Source organism: Kitasatospora sp. NPDC042419 (genome assembly GCF_056437345.1).
On record NZ_JBWKAW010000010.1, the window covers coordinates 230,969 to 253,807 of the forward strand.

The window sequence follows — 22,839 nt, forward strand, 5'->3', positions numbered from 1 at the left end:
CCGGGCGGAACGTGTACGAGTCCTGCCGCGTGATCGTCGTTCTGTCATGACCTTGACCGTTCGGGATCTCGTGGGGCAGGATATCCCGGGGTCGGAACGTTCTTTCGACTTGTGCGATCCCGTTCCCGCCCTGCTGAAATGCCCGCAGAACTGCTGCTTTTGATTGCCACTTGACATCAAGGGAGCTTTGTGTGAGTTCGGCGCATGACGGTACCGCATTGGGTAAGAAGCAGTCGCTCGCGGGTATCCTGGCGCGTGCCCGCGCGAAGATCACCGAAGGTCCCCGTCCTCGCCAGGACCGGAACAACATTCTACTCTCGCATTCACAGAATACTTTGTGGTTCGTCGACCGGTTGCGGACCGGTATGACGACCTACAACGTGGCGTTCCTGTTCCGGCTCGAAGGCGATCTCGACGTCGAGGCCCTCACCGACGCATTCACGAGCATCGTCATGCGCCACGAGGCGCTGCGGACCCATGTGCTCGTGGAGAACGACGAATACTTCCAGGGCATCGTCGAAACCCCTGAGGTCGTCATCGCGCGGACGGCGGTGGAATCCGAGGGCGAAGCCGACCGGATCATGGCCGAACTCGCCGAGACCGCGCTCGAACTGACGGAGTTCCCGCTGTGGCGCGCCTCCCTGGTCACGGTCGGCAGCGGTCTCCACTACTTCGGCTTCGTCGTCCACCACATCATCTTCGACGGCGTGTCGACGTCGATCTTCTTCGAGGAGCTGGAGGAGGAGTACAACGCCCGGCGGGCCGGCGCCGTACCCAAGATCGAGCCCCCGACCGTGCAGTTCGCCGACTTCAGCGTGTGGCAGCGCAAGCGCATGAGCGCGGGCGCGTGGCAGGAGAGCGTGGACTACTGGGCCGAGGCGCTCCGCGACGTCGATGTCATGGACATCCCAGGTGATCGCCCCGTCCCGCCCGAGACGACCTACGCGGGTTCCGCGGAGGTGACCACCTGGCCGGGCCTGGCCGCTCAGGTCAACGAGCTCGCCTCGTCATTGTCGACCACGCCGATCACCGTCTACGCCACGGCGATGGGTTCCCTCTTCAGCAAGTACGGGGGATCCGAGGACGTCATCTTCGGAATGCCGACGGCCAACCGCACCGAGGTCGAGTGTGAGAGAACGATCGGCTTCTTCATCAACATGCTGCCGCTGCGGTTCCGAATAGACCCCGACGCGACGTTCCGGGAATGCCTCGCGGACGTCCAGCGCCGCTTCCGCGACGGCCAGTCGCACGGACAGCTCCCCCTCGAGGAGATCATCGCCGGTGCCGGTGTCAAGCGTGAATCGGCGCGCTCCACCCTGTTCCAGTACACGCTGACGATGAACGAATGGGCCGAGCCGCTCCGGCTGGACGGGATCACCGCGGTCGAGCACGAGCCCGACACCACGCACGCTAAGTTCTTCCAGTCGTGGACGGTCACGAAAAAGGGCGCGGACCTGGAGATCCACACCGCGTACAACACCGACATCTTCGACGCGGCGACGATCGCGACCATGCAGCGGGTGCTCGTCGGAATCCTGCGCAGGGCGATATCCCTGCCGGACCTCAGTATCAAACAGTCGTGGTCCCACGACGAGGAATCCCGCGCGGTTCAGGCGCTTCTCGGAAAGGGCGCCGAGAATTCGGTGCCGACCGGCAACGTCTTCACGCACTTCGCCGCGGTCGCGGACGAGCACGCGCAGCGGCCGGCGGTGAGCACACCCGGCGAGTCGCTCACCTACGGCGAGCTGCGGCACCGCGCGGAGGCGCTCCGGGCCCACTTCGCGGCGCACGGCGTCGGCCCCGGCGACCGGGTGGGCGTCGCGCTCGAACCGTCCCCGGACTTCGCCGCGACCGTCCTGGCGCTGATGGCGCTGGGCGCCGTGTACGTCCCGATCGACGCGATGAACCCGGCGGGCCGCATCGAATCGATCGTCGCCAACGCCGCACTGCAGCGCGTGGTGTGCGACGCCACGACGGCCGGCGTCGCGCCCGCACTGGAGTTCCGGCTGCCCGCGGACCTCCCGGACCCGGTGCGGGCTCCCGGGGCGGCGGTTCCGGTGGCGGCCCCCGGCGGCGACGCCACCGCGTACCTGATGCACACCTCGGGAAGCACGGGGACGCCGAAGGGCGTGCTCATCAGCCACGACAACATCCTGGGGTTCATCCGGAACGTCCGGACGCTGTTCGAGCTCACTCCGGAGGACCGCTTCCTCGGCTACGCGTCGTGCGGGTTCGACGTGTCGGTCTTCGAGATGTTCGGTGCGCTGCTGACGGGCGCTTCGCTCCACTTCGTGCCGTCGGCGACGCGTCTCGACATGTCGGGCGTCCAGCGGTTCCTGGAGGAGCACCGCGTCACGGTGACCGACCTGCCGCCGTCGGTCATGAAGCTGCTCGATCCGGCGCCGCTCGACGACCTGCGCATCGTGTTCGTCGGCGGCGAGGCGTTCTCGCACGAGCTCGTGCGGGCCTGGGGCAAGGGCCGGCGCATCTTCAACGGGTACGGCGTCACCGAGTGCACCGTCACCAGCATCGTCGAGGAGCTGGTGGAGCCGCTGGCGCCCGCCGCCCTGCCCATCGGTGGTCCGATGGACAACCACGTCGCGTACGTGCTGGACGCGCAGAACGTTCCGGTGCCCCAGGGCGTCATCGGGCAACTGGCCATCGGCGGCGTCGGACTGGCGTCCGGGTACTGGAACCGGGACGAGGACAACCGGCAGCGGTTCATCCCCGACCCGTTCGGCGACGACCCCTCGGCGCGGCTCTACCTGACCGGTGACCTCGCGCGGCACAACGGCGACGGCCGCCTGGTGTACGTCGGGCGGGCCGACAAGCAGGTCAAGATCAACGGCGTGCGCATCGAGATCGGCGAGATCGAGAGCGCCGTCCGCGCCGCCCGCGGAGTCCGCAACGTGTACGTGCAGGTCCAGCAGGAGCAGGACCACAAGCGGGTCGTCGCGTACTGCGCGACCGGTGGAGCGCGCGACGTCTCCGAGACGACACTCCGGGACCACTGCCGCAAGCACCTCGTGTCCACGATGGTGCCGGCCAAGTTCGTGCTGCTGGACGAACTCCCGATCAACGGGAGCGGCAAGATCGACGAGCGCGCCCTGCCGGCCGTCGGCGCCACCGTCGAACCGGAGCCGGTGGACGAACTCACCGATGTCGAACGCAAGATGATGACCCAGGCCTTCGGCCCGATCCTCGGCCGCACCGACTTCGCGAAGAACGTCAGCTTCTTCGACCTGGGCGGGACCAGCCTGCAGGCCGCCCAGCTGATATCCAAGATCAAGAAGATCTTCGCGACCGAGGTCTCGCTGGCCGCCTTCTTCGCGGATTCCAGCGTGCAGAGCCTGGCCCTGGAGGTCGAACGCGCCAGGCTGGCCAGTCTGTCCCCCGAGGAACTCCAGCAGGCCATCGAGCAGATGACCGAAGAGGACGTCACCCGACTCCTGGCGGAGTGAGAGCCGGGACTTGGACCGCAACGGCAGGGAACGTGTGATGCAACGTGAAGGCGAACGCCTGAGCGCCCTTCTCCGTACGAGATCGGCCACGGCGGACACATCGAGTCTCATCGAACTGAGTCGCTCGGCGACTTCCGGCCGGGTGCTCCTGCTCGTCCACCCGGTGGGCGGCAGTCTGCTGGCCTACCAGCCGCTGGTCCACAGGCTCGTCGACCACAGGTGTCTCGGGCTGGAGGCCTCGTCGCGGACGCTCGTCGACGGCGGGCCCGCCGAGTCCGTCCAGGACCTCGCCCGGCGCTACGTCGAGGGTTTCGGCGAGGACCGCCCCAGGATCGACGTGGTCTGCGGCTGGTCGTTCGGCGGCGCCCTCGCGTGGGAGATCGCCTGTCTGCTCGCGGAAGGCGGGGAGCGCCCGAAGGTCGTGCTCCTCGACTCGACGTGGGCGGTCGGGGAGGTCCCGGTCTGGACGCCCGCCGAAGCGGTACGGGGCTTCCTGGACGACGTGCTGAGGGTCAGCGGGCGTGACGTCGAGGTCACGGCGGACACCCACGACGAAGCCGCCGCGCTGCTGGACATCGATCCGGAGACGTTCACCGAGCGTCTGGAGATCTTCATGCACAACCGGCGGCTCGTCTGCAGCTGGCGGCCCACGCCGGGTGACCTCGACGTCGTCTCGGTGCGCGCCGTGGAGTCGCTCAAGTCCGACTGGCACACGGCGACCACCGGCGGCGTGGACGTCCACGACCTGCCCGGGGACCACTACACCCTGCTCGGCGACGCCGACAACGTCGCCTCGATCGAACGGGTCCTCAGGGACGGAGGTCCCGCCTCGGAACCCGCCCCGGACGCGCCCGAGCAGGCCGGCGAGGCGGCGGCCCACCGGGCCGGCGAGGTGGCGGCCCACGGAGCGGGCGGAGCGGGCGGGGCGGGCGAGGCCGACGAAGCCGGTCTGCACGCGTCGTTGGCCGAGCTCGTGGACACACCGCACTGGCGTGACCTCGTGATCCGGTCGAGGCGGATGGACCCGGAGGCCATCGCCGAGGCGTACCGGGAGCTCGGCCGGCGCGGCCTGCTCACCCCCGACTGGCCGAGTGGGTTCGGCGGCGCGGGAACGCCGACGCGTCTCGCCATCGAGCTCTTCGAGGGCTTCTGCTCGACCGGCCTGCCGGACCTCGTGTACGCGCTCACGGTGCAGATCGTCGGGAACTTCGTCCTCAAGTCCGGTTCGGACCGGCTGAAGCGGGAGCTGCTCCCGCGCATCAGCCGGGGCGAGGAGTTCTCCACGGTCCTCTACAGCGAGCCGCGCGCCGGCAGTGACCTCGCCGCGCTCCGGACCAGGGCGGAGCGCCGCGGCGACCGCTACGTCCTCAACGGCGTCAAGGTGTTCAGCATCTACAGCGACCTCGCGGGGTCGGCGCTGGTCTCGGCGCGCACCGGACAGGGCGGGAACAAGTACGACGGCATCACGCTCTTCGTCATCGACCTGGCGGCCGACGGCGTGACCGTCGAACTCGTCGAGACGGTGCAGCGCGAACGGATGTGCCGGGTGCGCCTGCAGGACGTCGAGGTCGAGAGCTGGCGCCGGGTGGGCGACGAAGGCCGCGGATGGGCCCTGCTGGACGGGGCCCTGGCCATCGAGCGCACCGGCATCGACCACGTCGTCAGGGCGGCCCGCTGGCTGAGGGCGCTGCGCGGGACGACCGGCCGGCCGCGGGGCCTCGAACGCCTCGACCGCCTCGAAGGGCAGGTCGAGTGCGCCACCACCCTGGCCCGCGCGGCCACCGAGGTCTTCCTGCGGGCCGACGTCAAGGCGATCGACACCGCCGTCGCCAAGCTGTACACGAGCGAGACGTGCCAGCAGGTCGGGCACGAGGTGCTCCGGCGCTGGAGCACGCTCGGCGGGACACCCGGCGCCGACGACCTGGTCCGGGAGGAACTGTTCTCGGGGCTGACCGAGTCACCGGGGCTGACTCTGTCCGCCGGCACCTCCGAGATGATGCTGTCCACCATCTCGGCGGACCTCAAGGAGGAGTACTCCCAGCGCTGCCTGGCGGTCCTGCACCGCTTCGGCGGAGAGCTGGTCGACACGGTGCTGGAGGTCCTCGGACCCGTGGGCGCCGGCGTCAAGGTGGAGCCCCTGTTCGCCCACTCGCCGGAGCGGCGCACGGCGCTGGCGGACACCCTGGCCGAACTCGGCCTCGACGGGGTCGAGCGGCCGGAGGACGAGGGAGGCCTCGGTCTCGGCCTCACCGTCGGCTGCGCGATCAGCCTGAGCGCGGGGTACCTCGGGTACGAGAACGCCTACCAGCCGTGCCGGCTCCCGGGCCGGGGGGCCGGGACGGGCGACGAGGGCGCCTCCCACGGGGACTGCGGTGAACCCGCGTGCAGGCTGCGTCACGCGGCCTACGTGCTGGGGCTCGGCATCGGGCTGTTCCGGAGCGCCTGGGAGCACGCCTCCACCCGGGAGCAGTTCGGCCGGCACCTCGTCGACTTCGACGCCCTGATGTTCCCGCTGATCCGCGGCTACGCCGAGATGAACGCCCTCGGTGCGCGGCTCCACGAACTCGCGGACGGCGTGGCGGACGCGGACGAGGGCGCCATCGGGCGGTTCGAGCTCGTGGAACAGGACGTCCTGGTGCGCGTCGTCCGCGGGGCGATGCAGGTCCTGGGCGCCCAGGGCATCACGGAGTGGTCGGTCGCATCGCGTTTCTACATGAAATGCGCGGAGAACATCGGGTTTCTCGACCGCGAAGGCACAGCGACGAACGGATAACCCGGACCGCGGTTCCGCCGGTGCGCGGCCGGCGGCGATTCCAGGCCCCACCGGATCGTACGAGTGTTGTTCGAGTTTCGTAAATCCCAGGCGAAGGCGGTCTTTCGATGCGAATTTCCCTCACGGGTCCCGAACCCTCGGACATGATTTCGCCGGACCTCTACGACGAATCGCAGTACGCGGTGCGGAACATGCATTCCGTGTGGCAGGATCTGCGCAAGAGCGACGGTCTCCGGCAGCAGCGGACCCCCGACGGCCAGGATTTCCTCGCGGCCCTGCGCTACGCGGACGTCCGCGACGTGCTGGGCGATCCCGCGACGTTCTCCTCCGCGTACAGCACCATGCTCACGGTGCGCGGGGGCGGCGACGTGGCGGCGGGGGCGGCGATCCACCTCACCGACCCGCCGCTGCACCCCGACATCAAGCGCGTCTTCACCCCGCTGATGACGGTGCCGGCGACGCAGCGCCTCCAGCAGGCCATCACGGAGCGCATGTCGGAGCTGTTCGAGACGATCCGCGGCCGTGAGTCGTTCGACTTCTGCGACGCCATGGTCACCCTGCCCATGACGATCACGGGACAGCTGATGGGCATCCCGCAGGACAAGTGGACCGTCACGGGCCGGGCGACGGTGCGCGCGATGGGGGGAGTGGACGCGGCCGAGTCGGAGTACCGGCGCCGGTTCGACCTCTTCGAGGCGCACACGACCATCATGTCCGTCCTCGGTGACGTCCTGGAGGGCTCCCCGCCCGCCGACTCGGTGAGCGGCCGCTGCCCGGCCACCGCCGACGTGGTGGGGGACGCGGACCGGAACGTGCCGCTGCTGAACGCCTACGCGTTCCTCATGGGCGCCAATCCGACCGTGCCCCAGACGATCAACCAGACGCTGATCCTGCTGGCCGGCGACGACGACCTGTGGTCGTGGTTCACGCGCCAGGAGGAGACCGACCAGAGGTTCGTCGACGAGGCGCTCCGCTGGGCGAGCCCGGTCAACCACGTGCTGCGGCGCGCCACCGTGGACACCGAGATCGCCGGGACGGAGGTGCGGGCGGGGTCGCTGGTCTCCGCCTGGATCGCCTCGGCCAACCGCGACGAGGAGGTGTTCGCGGATCCGTTCAGGTTCATTCCCGACCGCTCCCCGAACCGCCACCTCGCATTCGGCCTCGGTGTGCACCGGTGCATCGGCCAGCATGTCGCCGGACTCGGTATGAAGATATTCTTCGACCTCTGGCGGGAGAATGTGCGGTCGGTTTCCCTCGACGGCGATCCCAAGCACCTCATCTCGAACTTCCTGAATGGCGTAGTGTGTCTGCCGCTGGCAGTGACCTGGAAGTAGCCGGCCCCGGCGGCCAGGTCGAGGATTGCGTGCGGAAGGCAGAACCGGTGAGCGATTTCGTAACCACAGTTGTCGGACCGAATGACTGGCCCACGGTCGGCGCGTTCTTCGAGCCGAAAGGGCTTGTGGAGAACTGCTGGTGCACGTACTTTCGAATGACGGCGAAGGAACGATCCTCCTGCGGCTCCGCGGCGCGCAGGGAGAAGCTCCGCGACCTGGTCGAGGCCGGCGAGCGGGTGGGCGTCCTCGGCTCGGTGGACGACGTCCCCGTCGGCTGGATCGGAGTCGGCCCCCGGTCGGGTTTCCCGAGGCTGCGCGGATCCCGTGCGGCCAAGCTGATCGAGGGCGACGACCCGGAGCGCATCTGGTCCATCGTCTGCCTCTACCTGGCCCGCGACCACCGCCACCAGGGACTCGTCAGGGTGCTCATCGACCGGGCGGTGGAGTGGGCACGGGACGAGAAGGCGGACGTCATCGAGGCCTACCCCGAGGACGACCGGAACCCCGGGGCCGCGATCGAACGCGGAAGCTTCCACGGCAGGGTGAGCACCTTCGAGTCCTGCGGATTCACCGTCGTCGAACCCCGCTTGCAGCACAGGGCACTGGTACGGAAGGAACTGCGTTGACTGTTCACAAGGTGCTTGCGCTCGAACCCTTTCTGAACAACCAGGCGGCGACCACACCGGAGAACCTCACCGATGGTCGACTGAACGTATGGCGCAACTCGATTCCGGCGCGGTCCGCGCCGCTGGGGCTCGTCGTGGACGGCGTGCCGCTGCGCAGCGCCCCGCTCGACGGACGCGGCCCGGACAACGTCCTCTGCTCGGGACAGCGGATCGACGTCCCGCAGCGGCGGTGGGACTGGCTCTACGTCATCGGGTGCGGTGAGCGGCGGGTCAGGGACGTCGTCACCTGGCACTTCTCCGACGGCACCGTGGACCGGGACCACCTCGCGCTCTCCGACCTGTGGGAGGGCCGGTCGGACTTCGGCGAGGAGCTCGCGCTGCGCACCGACGTCATCCACTACCCGCACCACGTACAGGAGCGCATCGGGATCACCCTCTGGTGCCAGCGCGTGCCGATCACCTCGCGAAAGCCGCTCGGCGCCATCTCGCTGCCCAGGAACCCGGCCGTCCACCTCTTCGCCATGACGCTCGTCGGCCGGCAGGTGAGCGCCGGCCCCGAAGGCGATCCGCAGATACAGGGAGCCAGCCGTGAGCACAGGTAGGACGACCGGCGCGTCAGTGCGCGCGGTCCGCTGGACCGGTGCCGCCGGCACCTACCCCCAGTGGTACGAGGACCCGTTGAGCTGCCTGCAGACCACCCTGGGCAGCATCCTGCTGGAGCACGGCCTGCGGCCCGTCGACGTGCTCGGCCCCGCCTGCGAGTTCGCGTTCGCGCCCGACGACGTCATGAGCGAGGAGTTCTACCGTCCCGCGCAGAGCAGCCGCGGTGTGGCGGCCGACCTGTGCCCGTACCACGACGTGGAGTCCGCCTGGACGACGGGATCGGACGCCGAGGACCTGATCGACCTGATCGAGACGCACGCCAGCGTCATCGTGGCGGTGGACAACTACCACCTCCCGTTCCGCCCCGCCTTCCACGACGTGCACGCGGCCCACCTCGTCGTGGTGCCGGCCTGGCGCCGGACGGCCGACGGCGACGTGGAGTTCTACGTCTCCGATGCCCAACCACCGGCCTTCCAGGGGTGGTTGTCCGCCGAGCACCTGGTGGACAGCTGGACCTCCGGCAATCCGTCCGACACCCAGGACGTCTTCTTCTCCAGCCGGGAGATCGGCGGCCGGGTGCTGACGACGACGGTGCGGTCGCGACCCGAGGAGCCCACGGCCGACCGGGTCGCCCGGGCGCTCCGGGGCAACCTCGACCGCTGGGCGACCGGTACCGCCGGCTCCGCGGACCGCGTGTGGACCGGCCGGGCCGGACTGCTCCGCTTCGTCGAGCGCCTGCAGGAGAGCTCCGGCACCCCGGCGGAACTCCGCAGCGCCTACACGTTCGGCTGGGCGATGCAGGCGCAGGCGTTCCTGCACGGCCGGTTCGCGCAGGAGTCCGCGCACCGGTCGAAGCAGGGCCGGCTGCTGGAAGTGGCCGCGTCGGCGGACCGGGTCGTGTCGGCGTGGTCGAACCTGCGACTGCTCAGCGCCCACGCGGCGACGACGGACGGGATCACGGAGCTCGTGCCGCGCCGCGGCGCCGAGTTGGTGCACGCGTACGAGCAGCTGGCTGTCGACTGGCAGCTCGCCCTGTCGAAGGAATGGACGGACGTCTGATGAATGGCGGGTCTGTGGGCGAGCTGGCGCTCGCCGGGGGCGAGCCCGTGCTCGGGGCGCTCGCGCCGGTGAACTGGCCGAGGACGACGGACGCGGACCGCGCGGCCGTGCTGTCCGTGCTGGATTCCAACGTCCTCGTCTCCGACCGGACGACCGAGGAGACCGCGGTCGAACGGCTGGAGCGGTCCTGGGCGGAGTACCTGGGCGTGCGGCGCTGCGTCGGCGTGAGCAACGGGACGACCGCCATCGAACTGGCGCTCCTCGCGCACGGAGTGGGCCCCGGCGACGAGGTCGTGGTCCCCGCCCTGACCTTCGTCGCGACGGCGATGGCCGTGGTGCACGTCGGCGCCACGCCGGTGTACGCCGACGTCCACCCGGTCACCTTCAACATGACGGCGGACAGCCTGGCCGCCCGGATCACGGAGCGGACCAAGGCAGTCGTCCCGGTCCACCTGCACGGGCTCAGCGCGGACCTGACCGCGATCGACGACGTCGCGCGCCGCCACGGCTGCGTGGTGATCGAGGACGCCGCGCAGGCCCAGGGCGCCCGCTACCACGGCGTCCCGTCCGGCGCGTCCGGCAACACGGCCACGTTCAGCCTGCAGATGACGAAGAACCTCCCCACCTGCGGGGAGGGTGGCCTCGTCGTGACCGACGACGAGCGCGTCGCCGACCGGATCGTCCAGCTGCGCCAGTTCGGGGAGACGATCCGCGCGGACCGCCCGCGGCGCTACGTGAGCCACCGGCTGGGCTTCAACGCGAAGCTGAACAACGTCCAAGCGGCTTACACCTCGAGCCAGTTGGAGCGGTTCGACGCGTACCACGCGGCCCGGCGGTCCAACGTCGAGGCCTTCCTGGCCCGGCTGCGCCACCTGGACGGCCTGACCTGCCCGTCGGAGCCGGACGGGTACGAGCACGCGTGGCACATCCTGCGCTTCGTCGTCGACTTCGACCGGCTCCTCCCCGGCGTGGACACGGGAGAGGCGCGGAACCTGCTGATGCGTGCCCTGCGCGCCGAGGGACTGCCGGCGACCAGGTACCAGATGATGCCGGTCCCCGAGCAGCCGGCGCTGCGCTCGCTCTGCCGGCAGACGCCCGAGGCGTGGCCGGTCACCCAGGACGTCGTCGACCGCAGCTTCACCCTCCAGCAACGCCATCTCCCGCCCGACGCCGGGCCGTTGCTCCAGAGCTTCGCCGACGTCGTCGAGAAGGTCTGGTCGAACCTGAAGGTCCTGGAGGAGCTCGCGGAAGGTGCGGGCCGCTGACCGGGGCCGAGCACGAGCCGACTCTCGCGCAGATGGAATCCTGCGCACGCGCCATCCGCGAGCACATCGTCGACATGTGCGCCGGTCCCGAAGGCGGCCACCTGGGCGGATCGATGTCCGCCGTCGAGATCCTGGTCGCGCTCTTCTTCCACACGATGAACATCGACTCCGACGACCCCGAGTGGAAGCAACGGGACGTCTTCGTGCTGAGCAAGGGCCATGCGGCGATGGCCCTCTACGCCACGCTCGCCGAGCGGGACTTCATCACCCGCGAGGAGGTCGCCACCTTCTGCCGACCGGGGAGCAGGCTGGCCACGCACGGCAACGTCACCGTCCCCGGGGTCGAGTTCGCCACCGGCTCGCTCGGCCACGGGCTCGCCCTGGCCAACGGCACGTCGTGGGCGCAGCGCCAGGCCGGCGAGTCACCCGCGAACACGTTCGTGCTCCTCGGTGACGGCGAGCTGCAGGAGGGGACGGTGTGGGAGGCGGCCCAGGTGAGCCGCGCCATCGGCGCCGACAACCTCGTGGCGGTGATCGACGTCAACGGCTTCCAGCAGACGGGGTCCGTGCGCGACGTGAGCGACGGGGCACCGGTCGCCGACCGCTGGGCCGGCTTCGGCTGGCGCACCGTCGAGGTGGACGGGCACGACCTGGCGGCACTCTGCGCGGTCCTCGACGAGGCGGCCCGCGCGAAGGGGCCGACGGCGGTGGTCTGCCGCACGGTCAAGGCGCGGGGCGTGGGCGCCCTGGCGGGCCGCGCCTCCTCCCACTTCGTCCTCCTCGACACCGAGAAGAAGCGGGCGCGCGTCAAGGCCAGCATGAGCCCGACGGCTTCCCGCGTGACCGTGAAGGGGGAGCCCGGGCATGCTTGAGATCGAAGCGGAGCGGGTCAGCACCCGGGCGGCCTTCACCGAGGCCCTGCCGGAACTCGCGGTGCGCCACAACGTGCTGGTGGTCGACACCGACACGGGAAGCATCAAGCCGACGCCCGAGATGGACTACCTCAACGTCGGCATCGCGGAGAACGCGGCCATCGGGCTCGCCGCCGGTGCCGAGCACAGCGGACGGCGCGCCCTGGTGTGCACGTTCGCCGCCTTCTCGGTGAGCCGGGCGTTCGAGTTCATCAAGCTCGACGTCGCCTACCCGCGCCGCCGCGTGTGCATCGTCGGCACGCACGGAGGCGCCAGCGGCGGCTGGCTGGGGCCGACGCACCACGCCACCGAGGACCTCGCGCTGATGAACGCGCTGCCGAACATGCGGGTGGTCGTGCCGGCCGACGCGCGCCAGGCGGTGTCCCTCCTGGAGCAGTGCCTGGAGTACGACGGTCCGACGTACCTGCGGCTCGGACGCAAGGCCTCGCCGGTGTTCGCGGGACTGCCCGAACCGGAGCTCGGCATCCCGCAGGAGGTCCGCGCCGGCCGGGACATCGCCCTGGTCGCCACCGGCCCGGAGGTCCTGGCGACGGCGCTGGACGTCGCCCGGGGGCTCGCCGACGCGGGGTACAGCACGCAGGTGATCAACGTCCACACCGTCGACCCGGACTCCGCCGGCGCCGTCGGCCGGGTCATCGCCGCCGAGTGCCGGTGGCTGGTCACGCTGGAGGAGGCGTGGACGTCCGGCGGCATGGGCGCGCAGGTCGCGTCGGCGGCCGGAGCCCGCGGGATCCCGTGGCTCCCGATCGGCGTCACCGGCTTCCTCCCGCCCGACAGCCACGCGTCCCTGCTGGAGGCGAGTGGACTCACCACCGAATCCGTGCTCCACGACGTGCTGAAGTTCGTCACCCATCCCTAGTGATCGAGAAAGGACAGACGAGATGGACACACAGTGCATCAGCTGCGACGGCCCGCTGAAGATACCGGGGGACAGCTACCAGGGGGAGATCGTGAGCTGCCCGGGGTGTTCGACCGAGCTGGAGATCCAGTCGACGGACCCGCTGGAGCTGGCGCTCGCGCCGGAGCCCGAAGAGGACTGGGGTGAATGAGCGGCGGGGGACGTCGACGCCCCTCGGGTTCCTCCTGTCGACCGTCCGGTTCGAGGAACGGCGGCTTCTGGCCGAGCTGGAGCGCCGCGGTGTCCCGGTCGTCCGGCTGGACCCCCGCGCCATGTCCTTCGGACCGAAGGACGTCGAGGGGCTGCGGGGGATGACGGTCCTCAACCGTGAGATCTCCAGTCAGCGGGCGGCGCTCGCGGCGGAGTCGCTGGAGGCGTTCGGTGCCCGGCCGTCGAACGACGCCTCGGCGACCCGGGTGTGCGGCAACAAGTGGTCCACCTACCTGCGGTTGAAGCAGTGCGGTGTACCGACGCCGACGACCCTGCTGGCGCCGACCCCGGAGGCCGGCCTGGCGGCGGTCGCCGAGATCGGCTACCCCGCGGTGATCAAGCCGCTGAGCTCGTCCTGGGGCAACCGGGTCGGCCTGATCACCGATCAGTACGCGGCCGACGCCGTCCTGGAGACCTGCGCCGCACTGCCCTCGGCCGTCGCGCGGACGGTGATCGTCCAGGAGGCGGTCCGGCCGGGATCGCCGGACCTCCGGGGAATCGTGGTCGACGGCGTCTGCCTGGGCGTCATCACCCGGTCGAGCGGTGACTGGCGGAACAACGTGGCCAGGGGAGCGACGGTGGAGCGGCACCCGCCGAGCGAGGAGCTCCACGGGCTGTGCGTCCGGGCGGCCGCCGCCGTGGGCGCGAAGATCGCCGGAGTGGACCTGGTCGAGCGAGCGGACGGGAGCCACACGGTGCTCGAAGTGAACTCCCGGGTCGAATTCCAGGGATTCGAGCGGGCGACGGGTGTCGACGTCGCCGCACGGATCGTCGAGGCCTGTACAGCCGAGATGACGGAGGTGAGGGAACCGGTATGAAGCGCATCGCAGTGGTGGGCGGACGGGGTTTCGTGGGAGGCGAGCTGCTCCGCCTGCTCGTCCACCACCCCGAGGTCGAGGTCGCGGCCGTGACCTCCGACACCCAGGCCGGCCGTGCCGTGGAGACCGCGCACCCACCGCTGCGCGGGAGCGGTCTGCGGTACAGCCGGCGTGCGGACCTGGAGCCGGTCGACCTCGTCCTGCTGGCCGGCGTCCACGGGTCCACGGCGGAGATCCTCGACGAGGTCGCGGCGCTCGCGCCGAAGATCGTCGACCTGACCGCGGACTTCCGGATCGAGGACGCGGCGCTCATGGAGCGCTACTACGGCTGGAGCCGTGAGGGGGAGCACGCGAAGGCGTTCGTCCGCGGGCTGCCCGAGTTGCACCGCAAGCAGATCGTCGACGCGAGCCGGGTCGCCGTCCCGGGCTGCATGGCCACCAGCGCGATCCTGAGCCTCGCGCCGCTCGCGGCCCGGGGACTCCTCCAGGAGGTCCAGGTCGACGCGCGGACCGGCAGCAGCGGCTCCGGCGCCTCCGGCGGCGACGCCAACTCCCACGCGCTGCGCGCCGGCGTGATGCGGGTGTTCGCGCCGTTCGACCACCGCCACGAGGCCGAGGTGTCCGAGGCCCTCCGGGTGGACGCGTCGATGACGGTCACCGCGACGCCGCAGGTGCGCGGCGTGCAGACGCTGACGAAGGTGACCGTCGGGGAGGTGAGCGAGCGGGAGCTGCTCGGCATGTACCGCGAGGACTACGGTGCGGAGCCGTTCGTCCGCCTGGTGAACAGCCCGCGCGGCACCTTCCGCTACCCGGACCCGAAGGTCCTGCTGGGCTCGAACTTCTGCGACGTCGGCATCGTCGCCGACAACCGCGGCAAGGCGCTCGTGATGGGGAGCCTGGACAACCTCATGAAGGGAGCCGCGGGCGGCGCGGTGCAGTGCATGAACCTCATGCTCGGTCTGCCGGAGACCTCCGGGCTGACCTTTCCCGGACTGCACCCGGTGTGATCATGATGAGAATCGTGGTGAAGTGGGGCGGCAGCCTCCAGGAGAACAGCACGGCGATCGCCGACGACATCGCCGCCCTGTGGCGCGAGCACCGCATCGTCGTGGTGCACGGCGGGTCGAGGGACATCGACGACACCATCGCGGAACTCGGGCTGCCGAGGCGCACCCTGCGGTCCCCGGACGGCATGGTGACGCGGTACACCGACGCGGCGACCCTCAGCGCGCTCATGATGGCGATGCGGGGGCGGACCCAGGCCCGGATCGTCTCGGAGCTGGCGGCCCGCGGCGTCACGGCCGTCGGGCTGTCGGGCATGGACGGCGGACTGGTCCGCACCGAACGCAAGGCGGCGATCCGCGCGGTGTTCGGCGACAGCGTCCGAGTGGTGCGCGACAACTTCGCCGGCCGCGTCGTCGGCGTGGACACGAGCGTCCTGGACGCCCTCCACGCGTGCGACATGGTCCCCGTCGTGTGCCCCCCGGGCATGACGGCCGACGGCCAGGCGACCAACGTCGACGCGGACCGGATGGCCTGCGCGATCGCGGCGGCCTGGAGCGCCGACCGGCTGCTCCTCTTCACGGACACGCCGGGCGTGCTCGCCGACCGCGACGATCCCGCCTCCACCATCGCCTCGCTGAGCCGGGACGACGCCAAGAGCCTGGTGGCGGAGCTGAGCGGCGGCATGCGGATGAAGGTCGCCGCCGCGGTGGAGGCACTGGGCAAGGGCGCACGGGCGGTACAGGTCTGCGACGGTCGCGTGGACTCGCCCATCACAGAAGCTCTACGAGGGAGCGGAACCCTCATCGGAAAGGGCCGGGGCACACCGTGACGATTCGCCTTCTCAGTACCCAAGCAGGAGAACTGACCGACAGTGACGCCGTCGCGTTGCTCGCCGAGGTCGTGGCGATCCCGTCCGTCTCCGGCAGCGAGCGGAAGCTCGCGGAGCGGCTGCGGGACATCGCGGTCGGATTCGGCGCGGAGAGCCACCTGGACGACGTGGGGAACGTGCACGTCCTGGTCGGGCGGGGACCGCGCACGGTCATGCTGCTCAGCCACCTGGACACCGTGCCGGGTGACGTTCCCTTCGAGCACAGCGAGAGCCTCGTCCGCGGCCGCGGGGCCGTCGACGCCAAGGGCCCGTTGACGGCGATGCTCGTCGCGGCGCTCACCAGCCGCGATCTCGGCCTCCGCATCCACTGGGTGGGCGCGGTGGAGGAGGAGACGCTGTGGTCCCGGGGCGCCGAACACGTCCGCACGACCGTGCCCGTCCCCGACGCCGTGATCGTGGGCGAGCCGAGCGGGGCGTCCTCGGTGACCGTCGGCTACAAGGGGATGGTCGAACTCGGGGTGCGCTGCGAGGTCCCGCGCACGCACACGGCGACGCCCGGGCCGAAGTCCAGCGAGATCCTGGTGCGGGCGCTCGGCAGGCTCTTCGACACCTACGGGGCGCGGGGCAACGACACGTTCAAGGACGTGGGCATGATCCTCAGGGACGGCCGGTTCGAGCCGTTCTCCAGTTCCTGCTCGCTGGTGTTCCGGACCCCTCCGGGAACATCGGCCGAGGACCTGCGGCGCGAGGTCTCGACGGCCCTCGGCGAACCGGTCGAGGTGTCGACGGTCTACGAGGTTCCCGCCGTGACGGTCCCGCGGAGTTCCGTGTGCGTACGTGCGCTGTCCCGCGCGATCTCCGCCGGGGGGCTCCGGCCCGGCCACAAGCTCAAGACGGGCACGAGCGACATGAACACCCTGAGCAGGACCTGGAAGGTCCCGATGGCCACCTACGGGCCGGGGGACTGCCACCAGGACCACACCGACGACGAACACATCCTCGTCCAGGAATACCTCGACGGCATCCGCGTCCTGCGGGCCGCCCTGAGCGAACTGGACAAGACCCTCCCGGAGGCAGCGTCATGACGGAGCAGCCGAGTCTCTTGGCCCTGTGGTCCGTTCCGCGATCGCGATCGACCGCGTTCGAACGCGCGATGTACGAGCGCGGTGATTTCCTCGTGCTCCACGAGCCGTTCTCGCGGGTGTCCGACTTCGGCGAGGCGGAAGTCGCCGGCCGTACGTGCGGGAGCCAGGAGGAGGTGATGGCCGCCCTCGTCGACACGGCGGCCGGCCGGCCCGTCTTCTTCAAGGACACCACCGACTTCCCCGTCGACCGGCTCGGCGCGGACCCCGCGTTCCTGCGGCGCTGCCGCCACGCCGCGATGGTCCGCAACCCCCGTGACACGGTGCGCTCGCACCTCGTGATGCAGTCCGACGCCACCTCCTCGGCCATGGGGTTCGGGCACCTGTGGGACATCGTCTCGACGGTGACCGCGGCGGGGCTGCCGATGCACCTCGTCGACGGCGACCGGCTGGCCGGCGACCCCGGGGCGGAGATGCGGCGGTACTGCACGGCCATGGGGATCGAATTCCGCGCCGAAGCGCTGGACTTCAAGCAGGAGCCGCCGGCCAGCTGGAAGGCGACCGAACGCTGGCACGCCGGTGCCAGCGAGTCGAACGCCCTGGGCGCCTCCCCGTCCGGGAGGAAACAGCTGTCGGAAAGCCTGGAGCGGACCGCCCTCGCATTCGAGCGGGATCAACTGCCCTACTACGAACGGATCACGGCGGCACTGGGCAACAGCGGCGGCTAGTGACCCGCGCCGCCGACCGGCCGATGTCCGACCAATCCCGACAACAGCCGAGCGGCGTACGGCTCAGGACATTAGGTTTGTCATGAGCGCCGGATCCTCCCGACGGCCGGGCCCGGACCGACCGGACGGCCACCGGTGTCGCCGCTCGCGGCGCACCGCGGGAACGGCGCTCCACCGGACCGGACAACACGTCTGTGCAAGGACGACAGAGGAGAACGGACAATGACGTTAGGCCGTAGCTTCACCAAGCTGTGGTTGTCGCAGGGGTTGTCGAACCTGGGCGACGGCTTGGTGCTGGCGGCTGTGCCTCTCCTCGTCGTGACGATGACCCGGGACCCGTTGCTGGTCTCGGGGATGACGGTGGCGCAATTCCTGCCGTGGGTGATTTTCACCCTGCCGGCCGGGGCCCTCGCGGACCGCATCGACCGGCGCCTCATCATGGTGTGGGGAAATGCGATCCGCGCCGTCGGTTTCGGCCTTCTCGTCCTGACGCTCGTGGCCGACCTGCACAGCATCGTCGTCCTCTACCTCGCCGTCTTCCTCGCCGGCACGGCCGAGACCCTGGTGGACAACGCGGCACTCACGGTGCCGCCGCGCCTGGTCGAGCGCAAGGACCTGGAGCGGGCCAACGGGCGCCTGTTCGCCACCCAGTCGGCCATCAACAACTTCGTCGGACCGACGGCGGGCGCCGCCCTGTTCGCCCTGTCGGCGGTCCTGGTGTTCACCTCCACCGCGGGACTCTTCGCACTCGCCGCACTGGCCGCGATCACCCTGCCCCGGATGCTGCCCAACGCGAGCGACACCAGCGGTGCCAAGCACACGCCGGGCGAGGTGGTCCGCAGCATCCGGGAGGGCTGGTCCTACTTCTGGAACCACCGGCTGCTGCGCCGGGTGGCGTTCATCTCCGGCTCGATCAACCTGTTCTCCTCCGCCACCGGCGGCCTGCTCGTCCTCCTGGCGACGGGCCCCATGGGGGTCGCCGAATCCTGGTACGGCGTCTTCATCGCCGTGCCGGCGGTGGGAGCCGTCATCGGCTCGCTGATCGCGGCCAGGGTGGTCCCGGCCATCGGCGGCGGGCCGGTCACCTGGCTCGCCGCGCTCGTGCCCGCCGCCAGCTACGTCGTCCTCGGCCTCAGCGGGAACATCGTCCTCTCCGAGATCGTCATGTTCCTCGCCGCCATCGCCACGGCCCTGAACCAGATCGTGGTGAGCACGCTCCGACAGGCCGCCGTCCCCGACGAACTGCTCGGCAGGGCCACCGCCGGGTACCGCCTGATCGTGCTCGGCGCCGTGCCGGTCGGCGCGCTGCTCGGCGGCGGGCTGGGGCGCTGGCTGGGCCCGGAGAGCACCTTCGTCGTGTGCGGCATCGGCCTGGCGCTCGCCGCGCTCGTGTTCGCCTCGCGGGTGACGACCCGGGCCCTCCGGGAGGCCGAGCGGCCCGTCCGGCCCGCCACCGTCGACCAGATCTCCTGAACCACAGCCGCAACACCCAGAAAGAGCGCGACCTGATGAGCCTGACACTGTCACACACCACCGTCGACGCACTCGACCCGTACGCGCAGGCGCAATGGTGGTGCGAGATGGCCGAGTTCACCCCGAAGGACGGGGTGCGGCCGGGATCCGACGAGTGCTACGTCGTCACCGGGCACGGGTACACCGTGCTCTTCATCCTCGTGCCCGACGGCAAGAAGGTGAAGAACCGCCTGCACTTCTGCATGCGCCCCGAGGGCCGCTCGCAGGACGCGGAGGTGGACCGCGCGCTCGCGCTGGGCGCGAGCGTCGTCACCGACTTCCGGCAGTCGGAGGGCTGGGTGGTCATGGCCGATCCGGAGGGCAACGAGTTCTGCATCCTGGCCGACCGGTAGCCGGCCGGCGCGCTCCTGAGCACAAGACAAGCCGAGCAGACGAGAACAGGAGATCCCGTGACCGAGAACCGCGATGTCGTGTGCAAGGCCGAGTACGAGAAGCCCGCCGACGAGCTGGAGGAGGAGGTCGCCGCCATCATCGCCGAGGTGCTGGACGTCGACCAGGTCGGCCGGCGCGACAGCTTCTACGACTTCGGCGGCACCTCGCTGGCGGCCATCCGCATCTGTGCCCGCATCGAGCGCCGTCTCGGGTTCCGCGTCGACCCGGCATGGCTGCTCGAACACGACGAGCTGGCCGACTTCGCCGAGCAGATCCGGCTCGGTGCGGCGTGACCGAGGCGAAGAACGTGCCGCCCCTGCGGACCGTGCACGCCGCGGTGGCCGAGTCCGCGGACCGGGCGCCCCACGACCTCGCCCTGGTCCAGGGCGAGGAGCGCATCGACTACCGGACCCTCACCACGGCGGCGAGGGTACTGGCGGGCCGGCTCGCCGGATGGGGCGTGCGGCCGGGGGACATCGTCCCCCTGCTGGTGCCGCGCGGCGCCCACCTGATCGCACTCCAGCTCGGCGTGCTGATGAGCGGCGCGGCCTACGCCACCCTCGACCCGCGCTGGCCGGCGGGCCGCATCGCCTCGATCCTGTCCCAGCTCGACGACCCGGTCGTCGTCGGCCGGCCCGGCGCCGAACCCCTCGGCGTCACCCGCACACTCGCCCCGTCACCGCTGTCCGCGATCGCGGACGACGCGGACACCGGCCTGTTCGAACCGGTGCGGACCGCGCTGGACGACCTCGCCATGGTGTTCTTCACCTCCGGCAGCACGGGCGTCCCCAAGGGCGTCCTGATACCCCACCGCGCGGTCACCCGGATGTTCGGCCCGGGCGGGCTGGACGGCTTCGGACCGGGGCACGTCACCCCGCAGGTCGCGCCCGCGGCGTGGGACATGTACGCCTTCGAGCTGTGGGGCCAGCTCACCACCGGCGGCGCCTGCGTCGTGGTCGAGGAGAGCCACCTGATGCCCAGCCGGCTGCGCGCCCTCGTCGCCGACCAGGGCGTCGACACGATCTGGCTGACGACCTCACTGTTCAACCTGGTCGTCGACGAGGACCCGAGCGCGTTCGAGGGCCTGGGGACGCTCTACGTCGGCGGCGAGAAGCAGTCCCCCCGGCACGTCGCGAAGTTCCTGGAGCGCCATCCCGACCTGCCGATCTGGAACGGCTTCGGCCCGGCCGAGAACTGCATGCTGACGACGGTGCACCGGATGGTGCCGGCCGACGCCGCCGCACCCGCCGGCATCCCGGTGGGCGTGCCGGTGCCCGGCACGACCGTGGTCCTGCTGCGCGAGGACGGAACGCCCGCACCGCGCGGCGAACGCGGCGAGATCGTCGCGGTCGGCGACGGCGTCGCACGGGGGTACCTGAACAACGAGACCCTGACGCGTGAGCGGTTCCCGACCCTGGAGGTGGCGGGCGAGCAGCGCCGCGTCCTGCGGACCGGCGACGTCGGCATGCTCGACGGGGACGGGATCCTGCACTACCACGGCCGCCGCGACCGGCAGGTCAAGCTCAGCGGCAACCGGATCGAACTCGGCGACGTCGAGGCCGCCGCGTCCGCGATCCCGGAGATCCGCACCTGCGCCGCCGTCGCGCGGACCGACGCGGGCGGGACGGTCGAACACATCGCGCTGGTCTACACCCTCGTCGACGGCGCCGAACTGGCTCCGCGGGACGTGCGCAAACAGCTCACCACGAGGCTCCCGGCGTACGCCGTGCCCGGCAGGTTCGAGCAGCTGGACGACCTGCCGCGGCGCGACAACGGCAAGGTCGACCTGCAGGCTCTGGAGAGGCGCCCCGGCTGATGCGTGAATTCCCGCAGACCTTCGAACAGGAGGCGCTCTGGATCGCCGACCAGTTCACGGGGGATCCCTCGCCGTTCCTGGAGACGTGGGCACAGCACATCACGGGGCCGCTCGACGTCCCCGCCCTGGAACGCGCCCTCGCCTCGCTCGTCGAACGGCACGCCGTGCTCCGCACCAGGTTCACCCTCGGCGAGACCGGCGCGGTGCAGTGCGTCGACCCGGCCGGCGCCGTGCCCCTGGAGCGCCTTCCCTGGCCCGGCGGCGACCTGCACGACACCCTGCGGCGGGCCGGGCAGCGACCGCTCGACCTGACCGAGTCCCCGGCCCGGCTGACCCTCTACGACTACGCGCCGGGCGAGTACGTCCTGCTGCTGCAGATCCACCACGTCGCCGTCGACGACGCCTCGCTGGTGCTGCTCGACCACGAGCTGTCCGCACTGTACGCCGCGGAGACCGGCGGCGAACCGGCGGAGCTCCCACCGCCGGGACCCTCGCTCGGCGAACACGCCGTCCGGGCACGGGCGGCCGGGATCGCCCCCGAGGACCTCGCGTTCTGGGCCGGCTTCCTGGACGGCGCGCCCGCGCTCACCCACCTGCCGCCCCGGCCGCGCCCGCTCGCCGCACGACGGGGGAGCGCCTGCGACTGCGTGCGCGCCACCGTCCCCGCCGAGCTGGGGGACGCCGTCCGGACGGCGGCACGCTCGCTGCGCACCACGCCGCACGTGCTGATGAGCACCTGCATGGCCGTCACCGCCGCCGCCGTGAACGGCGAGGACGTCGTCATCGGCAGCCCCGTGTCCCGCCGCGGCGAGCCGGACCTCGACGGCGTCTTCGGCTGCCTCACCGACCTCCTGCCGGTGCGGTACCGGGTCCCCTCCGACGCCACGTTCGGCGAGGTGTGCGCCGCCGCGAAACGCAGCTCCCTGGACGTGCTCCGCCACCGCAACGTGCCCTACGCCCGGCTCGGCGGCGGCGTCACCCGTACCCGGGGGGTGCTGTCCGGCGAGCGCACGAGCCGCATCTGCCTCGTCCTCGACCAGTCGCCGAGCCGGCTGGAGCTGCCGGGACTGGAGTGCGAGCGGGTGCACGTGGGGGGAGCCTCGGCGAAGTTCGACTGGCTCCAGTACGTCGTCGCGGACGGCAGGGGCTGGGACGTCCGGGCCGACTACGCCCTGGACTACTTCACCGAGGACGAAGCGGTGCTCACGCTGCGGCAGTGGCTGACCGCGCTCTCGGTGGCCTCGGACGACCCCGGTGTCCCGGTGCGCGAGCTGTTCACCAGACTGGCGGCGCTCGCATGACACCCGCTCCGCGGCCGGGCGCCGCGCCCCGGACGACCGCGGACGACGTGGCGCACGTCGGCGGGGCGCACCCCTGTCGGCCCGGACCGTGACCCCTCCGGGCGGCCGGGAGCGCCGGGACCCCCTGGGCCGGCGCCGCGTCGAAGCAACGCAGGACTGCTCTTCGGGCAGGTCGATCTGCCGCAGGCAGACAA

The 22,839-nt window shown here is 70.9% G+C and carries 20 protein-coding genes; all 20 read left to right on the forward strand.

Annotated features, from left to right (window positions below):
- The first annotated feature begins 191 nt into the window (after positions 1 to 191).
- Positions 192 to 3,461, forward strand: coding sequence for a non-ribosomal peptide synthetase (locus AC067J_RS21105; protein WP_478301333.1), 3,270 nt, complete (start codon positions 192 to 194; stop codon positions 3,459 to 3,461).
- A 142-nt stretch (positions 3,462 to 3,603) separates the two neighbouring features.
- Positions 3,604 to 6,234 (forward strand): acyl-CoA dehydrogenase family protein, encoded by a 2,631-nt coding sequence (locus AC067J_RS21110; RefSeq protein ID WP_478301335.1) that lies wholly within the window; start codon positions 3,604 to 3,606, stop codon positions 6,232 to 6,234.
- Between the two features lie 143 nt (positions 6,235 to 6,377).
- Positions 6,378 to 7,568, forward strand: coding sequence for a cytochrome P450 (locus tag AC067J_RS21115; RefSeq protein ID WP_478301337.1), 1,191 nt, complete (start codon positions 6,378 to 6,380; stop codon positions 7,566 to 7,568).
- A gap of 155 nt (positions 7,569 to 7,723) precedes the next feature.
- Positions 7,724 to 8,194, forward strand: coding sequence for an N-acetyltransferase family protein (locus AC067J_RS21120; RefSeq protein WP_478301339.1), 471 nt, complete (start codon positions 7,724 to 7,726; stop codon positions 8,192 to 8,194).
- Positions 8,191 to 8,796, forward strand: a complete 606-nt coding sequence (locus AC067J_RS21125; RefSeq protein ID WP_478301341.1) for a hypothetical protein — start codon at positions 8,191 to 8,193, stop codon at positions 8,794 to 8,796. Before AC067J_RS21120 ends, AC067J_RS21125 begins: the two co-directional genes overlap by 4 nt.
- A complete protein-coding gene (locus AC067J_RS21130; RefSeq protein ID WP_478301343.1) occupies positions 8,783 to 9,856 on the forward strand; it encodes a BtrH N-terminal domain-containing protein in 1,074 nt (357 codons plus the stop codon). Before AC067J_RS21125 ends, AC067J_RS21130 begins: the two co-directional genes overlap by 14 nt.
- On the forward strand, positions 9,856 to 11,121 hold the full coding sequence (locus tag AC067J_RS21135) for a DegT/DnrJ/EryC1/StrS family aminotransferase (protein ID WP_478301345.1): 1,266 nt from the start codon (positions 9,856 to 9,858) through the stop codon (positions 11,119 to 11,121). Before AC067J_RS21130 ends, AC067J_RS21135 begins: the two co-directional genes overlap by 1 nt.
- Positions 11,122 to 11,153: 32 nt before the next feature.
- A complete protein-coding gene (locus tag AC067J_RS21140; RefSeq protein ID WP_478301346.1) occupies positions 11,154 to 11,993 on the forward strand; it encodes a transketolase in 840 nt (279 codons plus the stop codon).
- Positions 11,986 to 12,912 carry a transketolase family protein gene (locus AC067J_RS21145; protein ID WP_478301347.1) on the forward strand — a complete coding sequence of 309 codons (927 nt, stop codon included), beginning with the start codon at positions 11,986 to 11,988 and terminating at the stop codon, positions 12,910 to 12,912. Before AC067J_RS21140 ends, AC067J_RS21145 begins: the two co-directional genes overlap by 8 nt.
- Positions 12,913 to 12,934: 22 nt before the next feature.
- Positions 12,935 to 13,102, forward strand: coding sequence for a lysine biosynthesis protein LysW (locus AC067J_RS21150; protein WP_478301349.1), 168 nt, complete (start codon positions 12,935 to 12,937; stop codon positions 13,100 to 13,102).
- Positions 13,095 to 13,979, forward strand: a complete 885-nt coding sequence (locus tag AC067J_RS21155) for an ATP-grasp domain-containing protein (protein WP_478301350.1) — start codon at positions 13,095 to 13,097, stop codon at positions 13,977 to 13,979. Before AC067J_RS21150 ends, AC067J_RS21155 begins: the two co-directional genes overlap by 8 nt.
- Positions 13,976 to 14,986 carry an N-acetyl-gamma-glutamyl-phosphate reductase gene (gene argC / locus AC067J_RS21160; protein WP_478301351.1) on the forward strand — a complete coding sequence of 337 codons (1,011 nt, stop codon included), beginning with the start codon at positions 13,976 to 13,978 and terminating at the stop codon, positions 14,984 to 14,986. Before AC067J_RS21155 ends, argC begins: the two co-directional genes overlap by 4 nt.
- 2 nt (positions 14,987 to 14,988) lie before the next feature.
- A complete protein-coding gene (locus AC067J_RS21165) occupies positions 14,989 to 15,813 on the forward strand; it encodes a [LysW]-aminoadipate kinase (RefSeq protein WP_478301353.1) in 825 nt (274 codons plus the stop codon).
- Positions 15,810 to 16,898: a M20/M25/M40 family metallo-hydrolase gene (locus tag AC067J_RS21170; RefSeq protein ID WP_478301355.1), complete on the forward strand. Its 1,089-nt coding sequence runs from the start codon at positions 15,810 to 15,812 to the stop codon at positions 16,896 to 16,898. Before AC067J_RS21165 ends, AC067J_RS21170 begins: the two co-directional genes overlap by 4 nt.
- On the forward strand, positions 16,895 to 17,623 hold the full coding sequence (locus tag AC067J_RS21175) for a sulfotransferase-like domain-containing protein (protein WP_478301357.1): 729 nt from the start codon (positions 16,895 to 16,897) through the stop codon (positions 17,621 to 17,623). Before AC067J_RS21170 ends, AC067J_RS21175 begins: the two co-directional genes overlap by 4 nt.
- Positions 17,624 to 17,845: 222 nt before the next feature.
- Positions 17,846 to 19,096 carry an MFS transporter gene (locus AC067J_RS21180; RefSeq protein ID WP_478301359.1) on the forward strand — a complete coding sequence of 417 codons (1,251 nt, stop codon included), beginning with the start codon at positions 17,846 to 17,848 and terminating at the stop codon, positions 19,094 to 19,096.
- A gap of 35 nt (positions 19,097 to 19,131) precedes the next feature.
- Positions 19,132 to 19,488 carry a VOC family protein gene (locus AC067J_RS21185; protein ID WP_478301361.1) on the forward strand — a complete coding sequence of 119 codons (357 nt, stop codon included), beginning with the start codon at positions 19,132 to 19,134 and terminating at the stop codon, positions 19,486 to 19,488.
- Between the two features lie 57 nt (positions 19,489 to 19,545).
- Positions 19,546 to 19,821, forward strand: a complete 276-nt coding sequence (locus AC067J_RS21190; protein WP_478301363.1) for a phosphopantetheine-binding protein — start codon at positions 19,546 to 19,548, stop codon at positions 19,819 to 19,821.
- Positions 19,818 to 21,344 carry an amino acid adenylation domain-containing protein gene (locus AC067J_RS21195; RefSeq protein WP_478301365.1) on the forward strand — a complete coding sequence of 509 codons (1,527 nt, stop codon included), beginning with the start codon at positions 19,818 to 19,820 and terminating at the stop codon, positions 21,342 to 21,344. Before AC067J_RS21190 ends, AC067J_RS21195 begins: the two co-directional genes overlap by 4 nt.
- Positions 21,344 to 22,645: a condensation domain-containing protein gene (locus AC067J_RS21200; RefSeq protein WP_478301367.1), complete on the forward strand. Its 1,302-nt coding sequence runs from the start codon at positions 21,344 to 21,346 to the stop codon at positions 22,643 to 22,645. Before AC067J_RS21195 ends, AC067J_RS21200 begins: the two co-directional genes overlap by 1 nt.
- Positions 22,646 to 22,839: the final 194 nt, after the last annotated feature.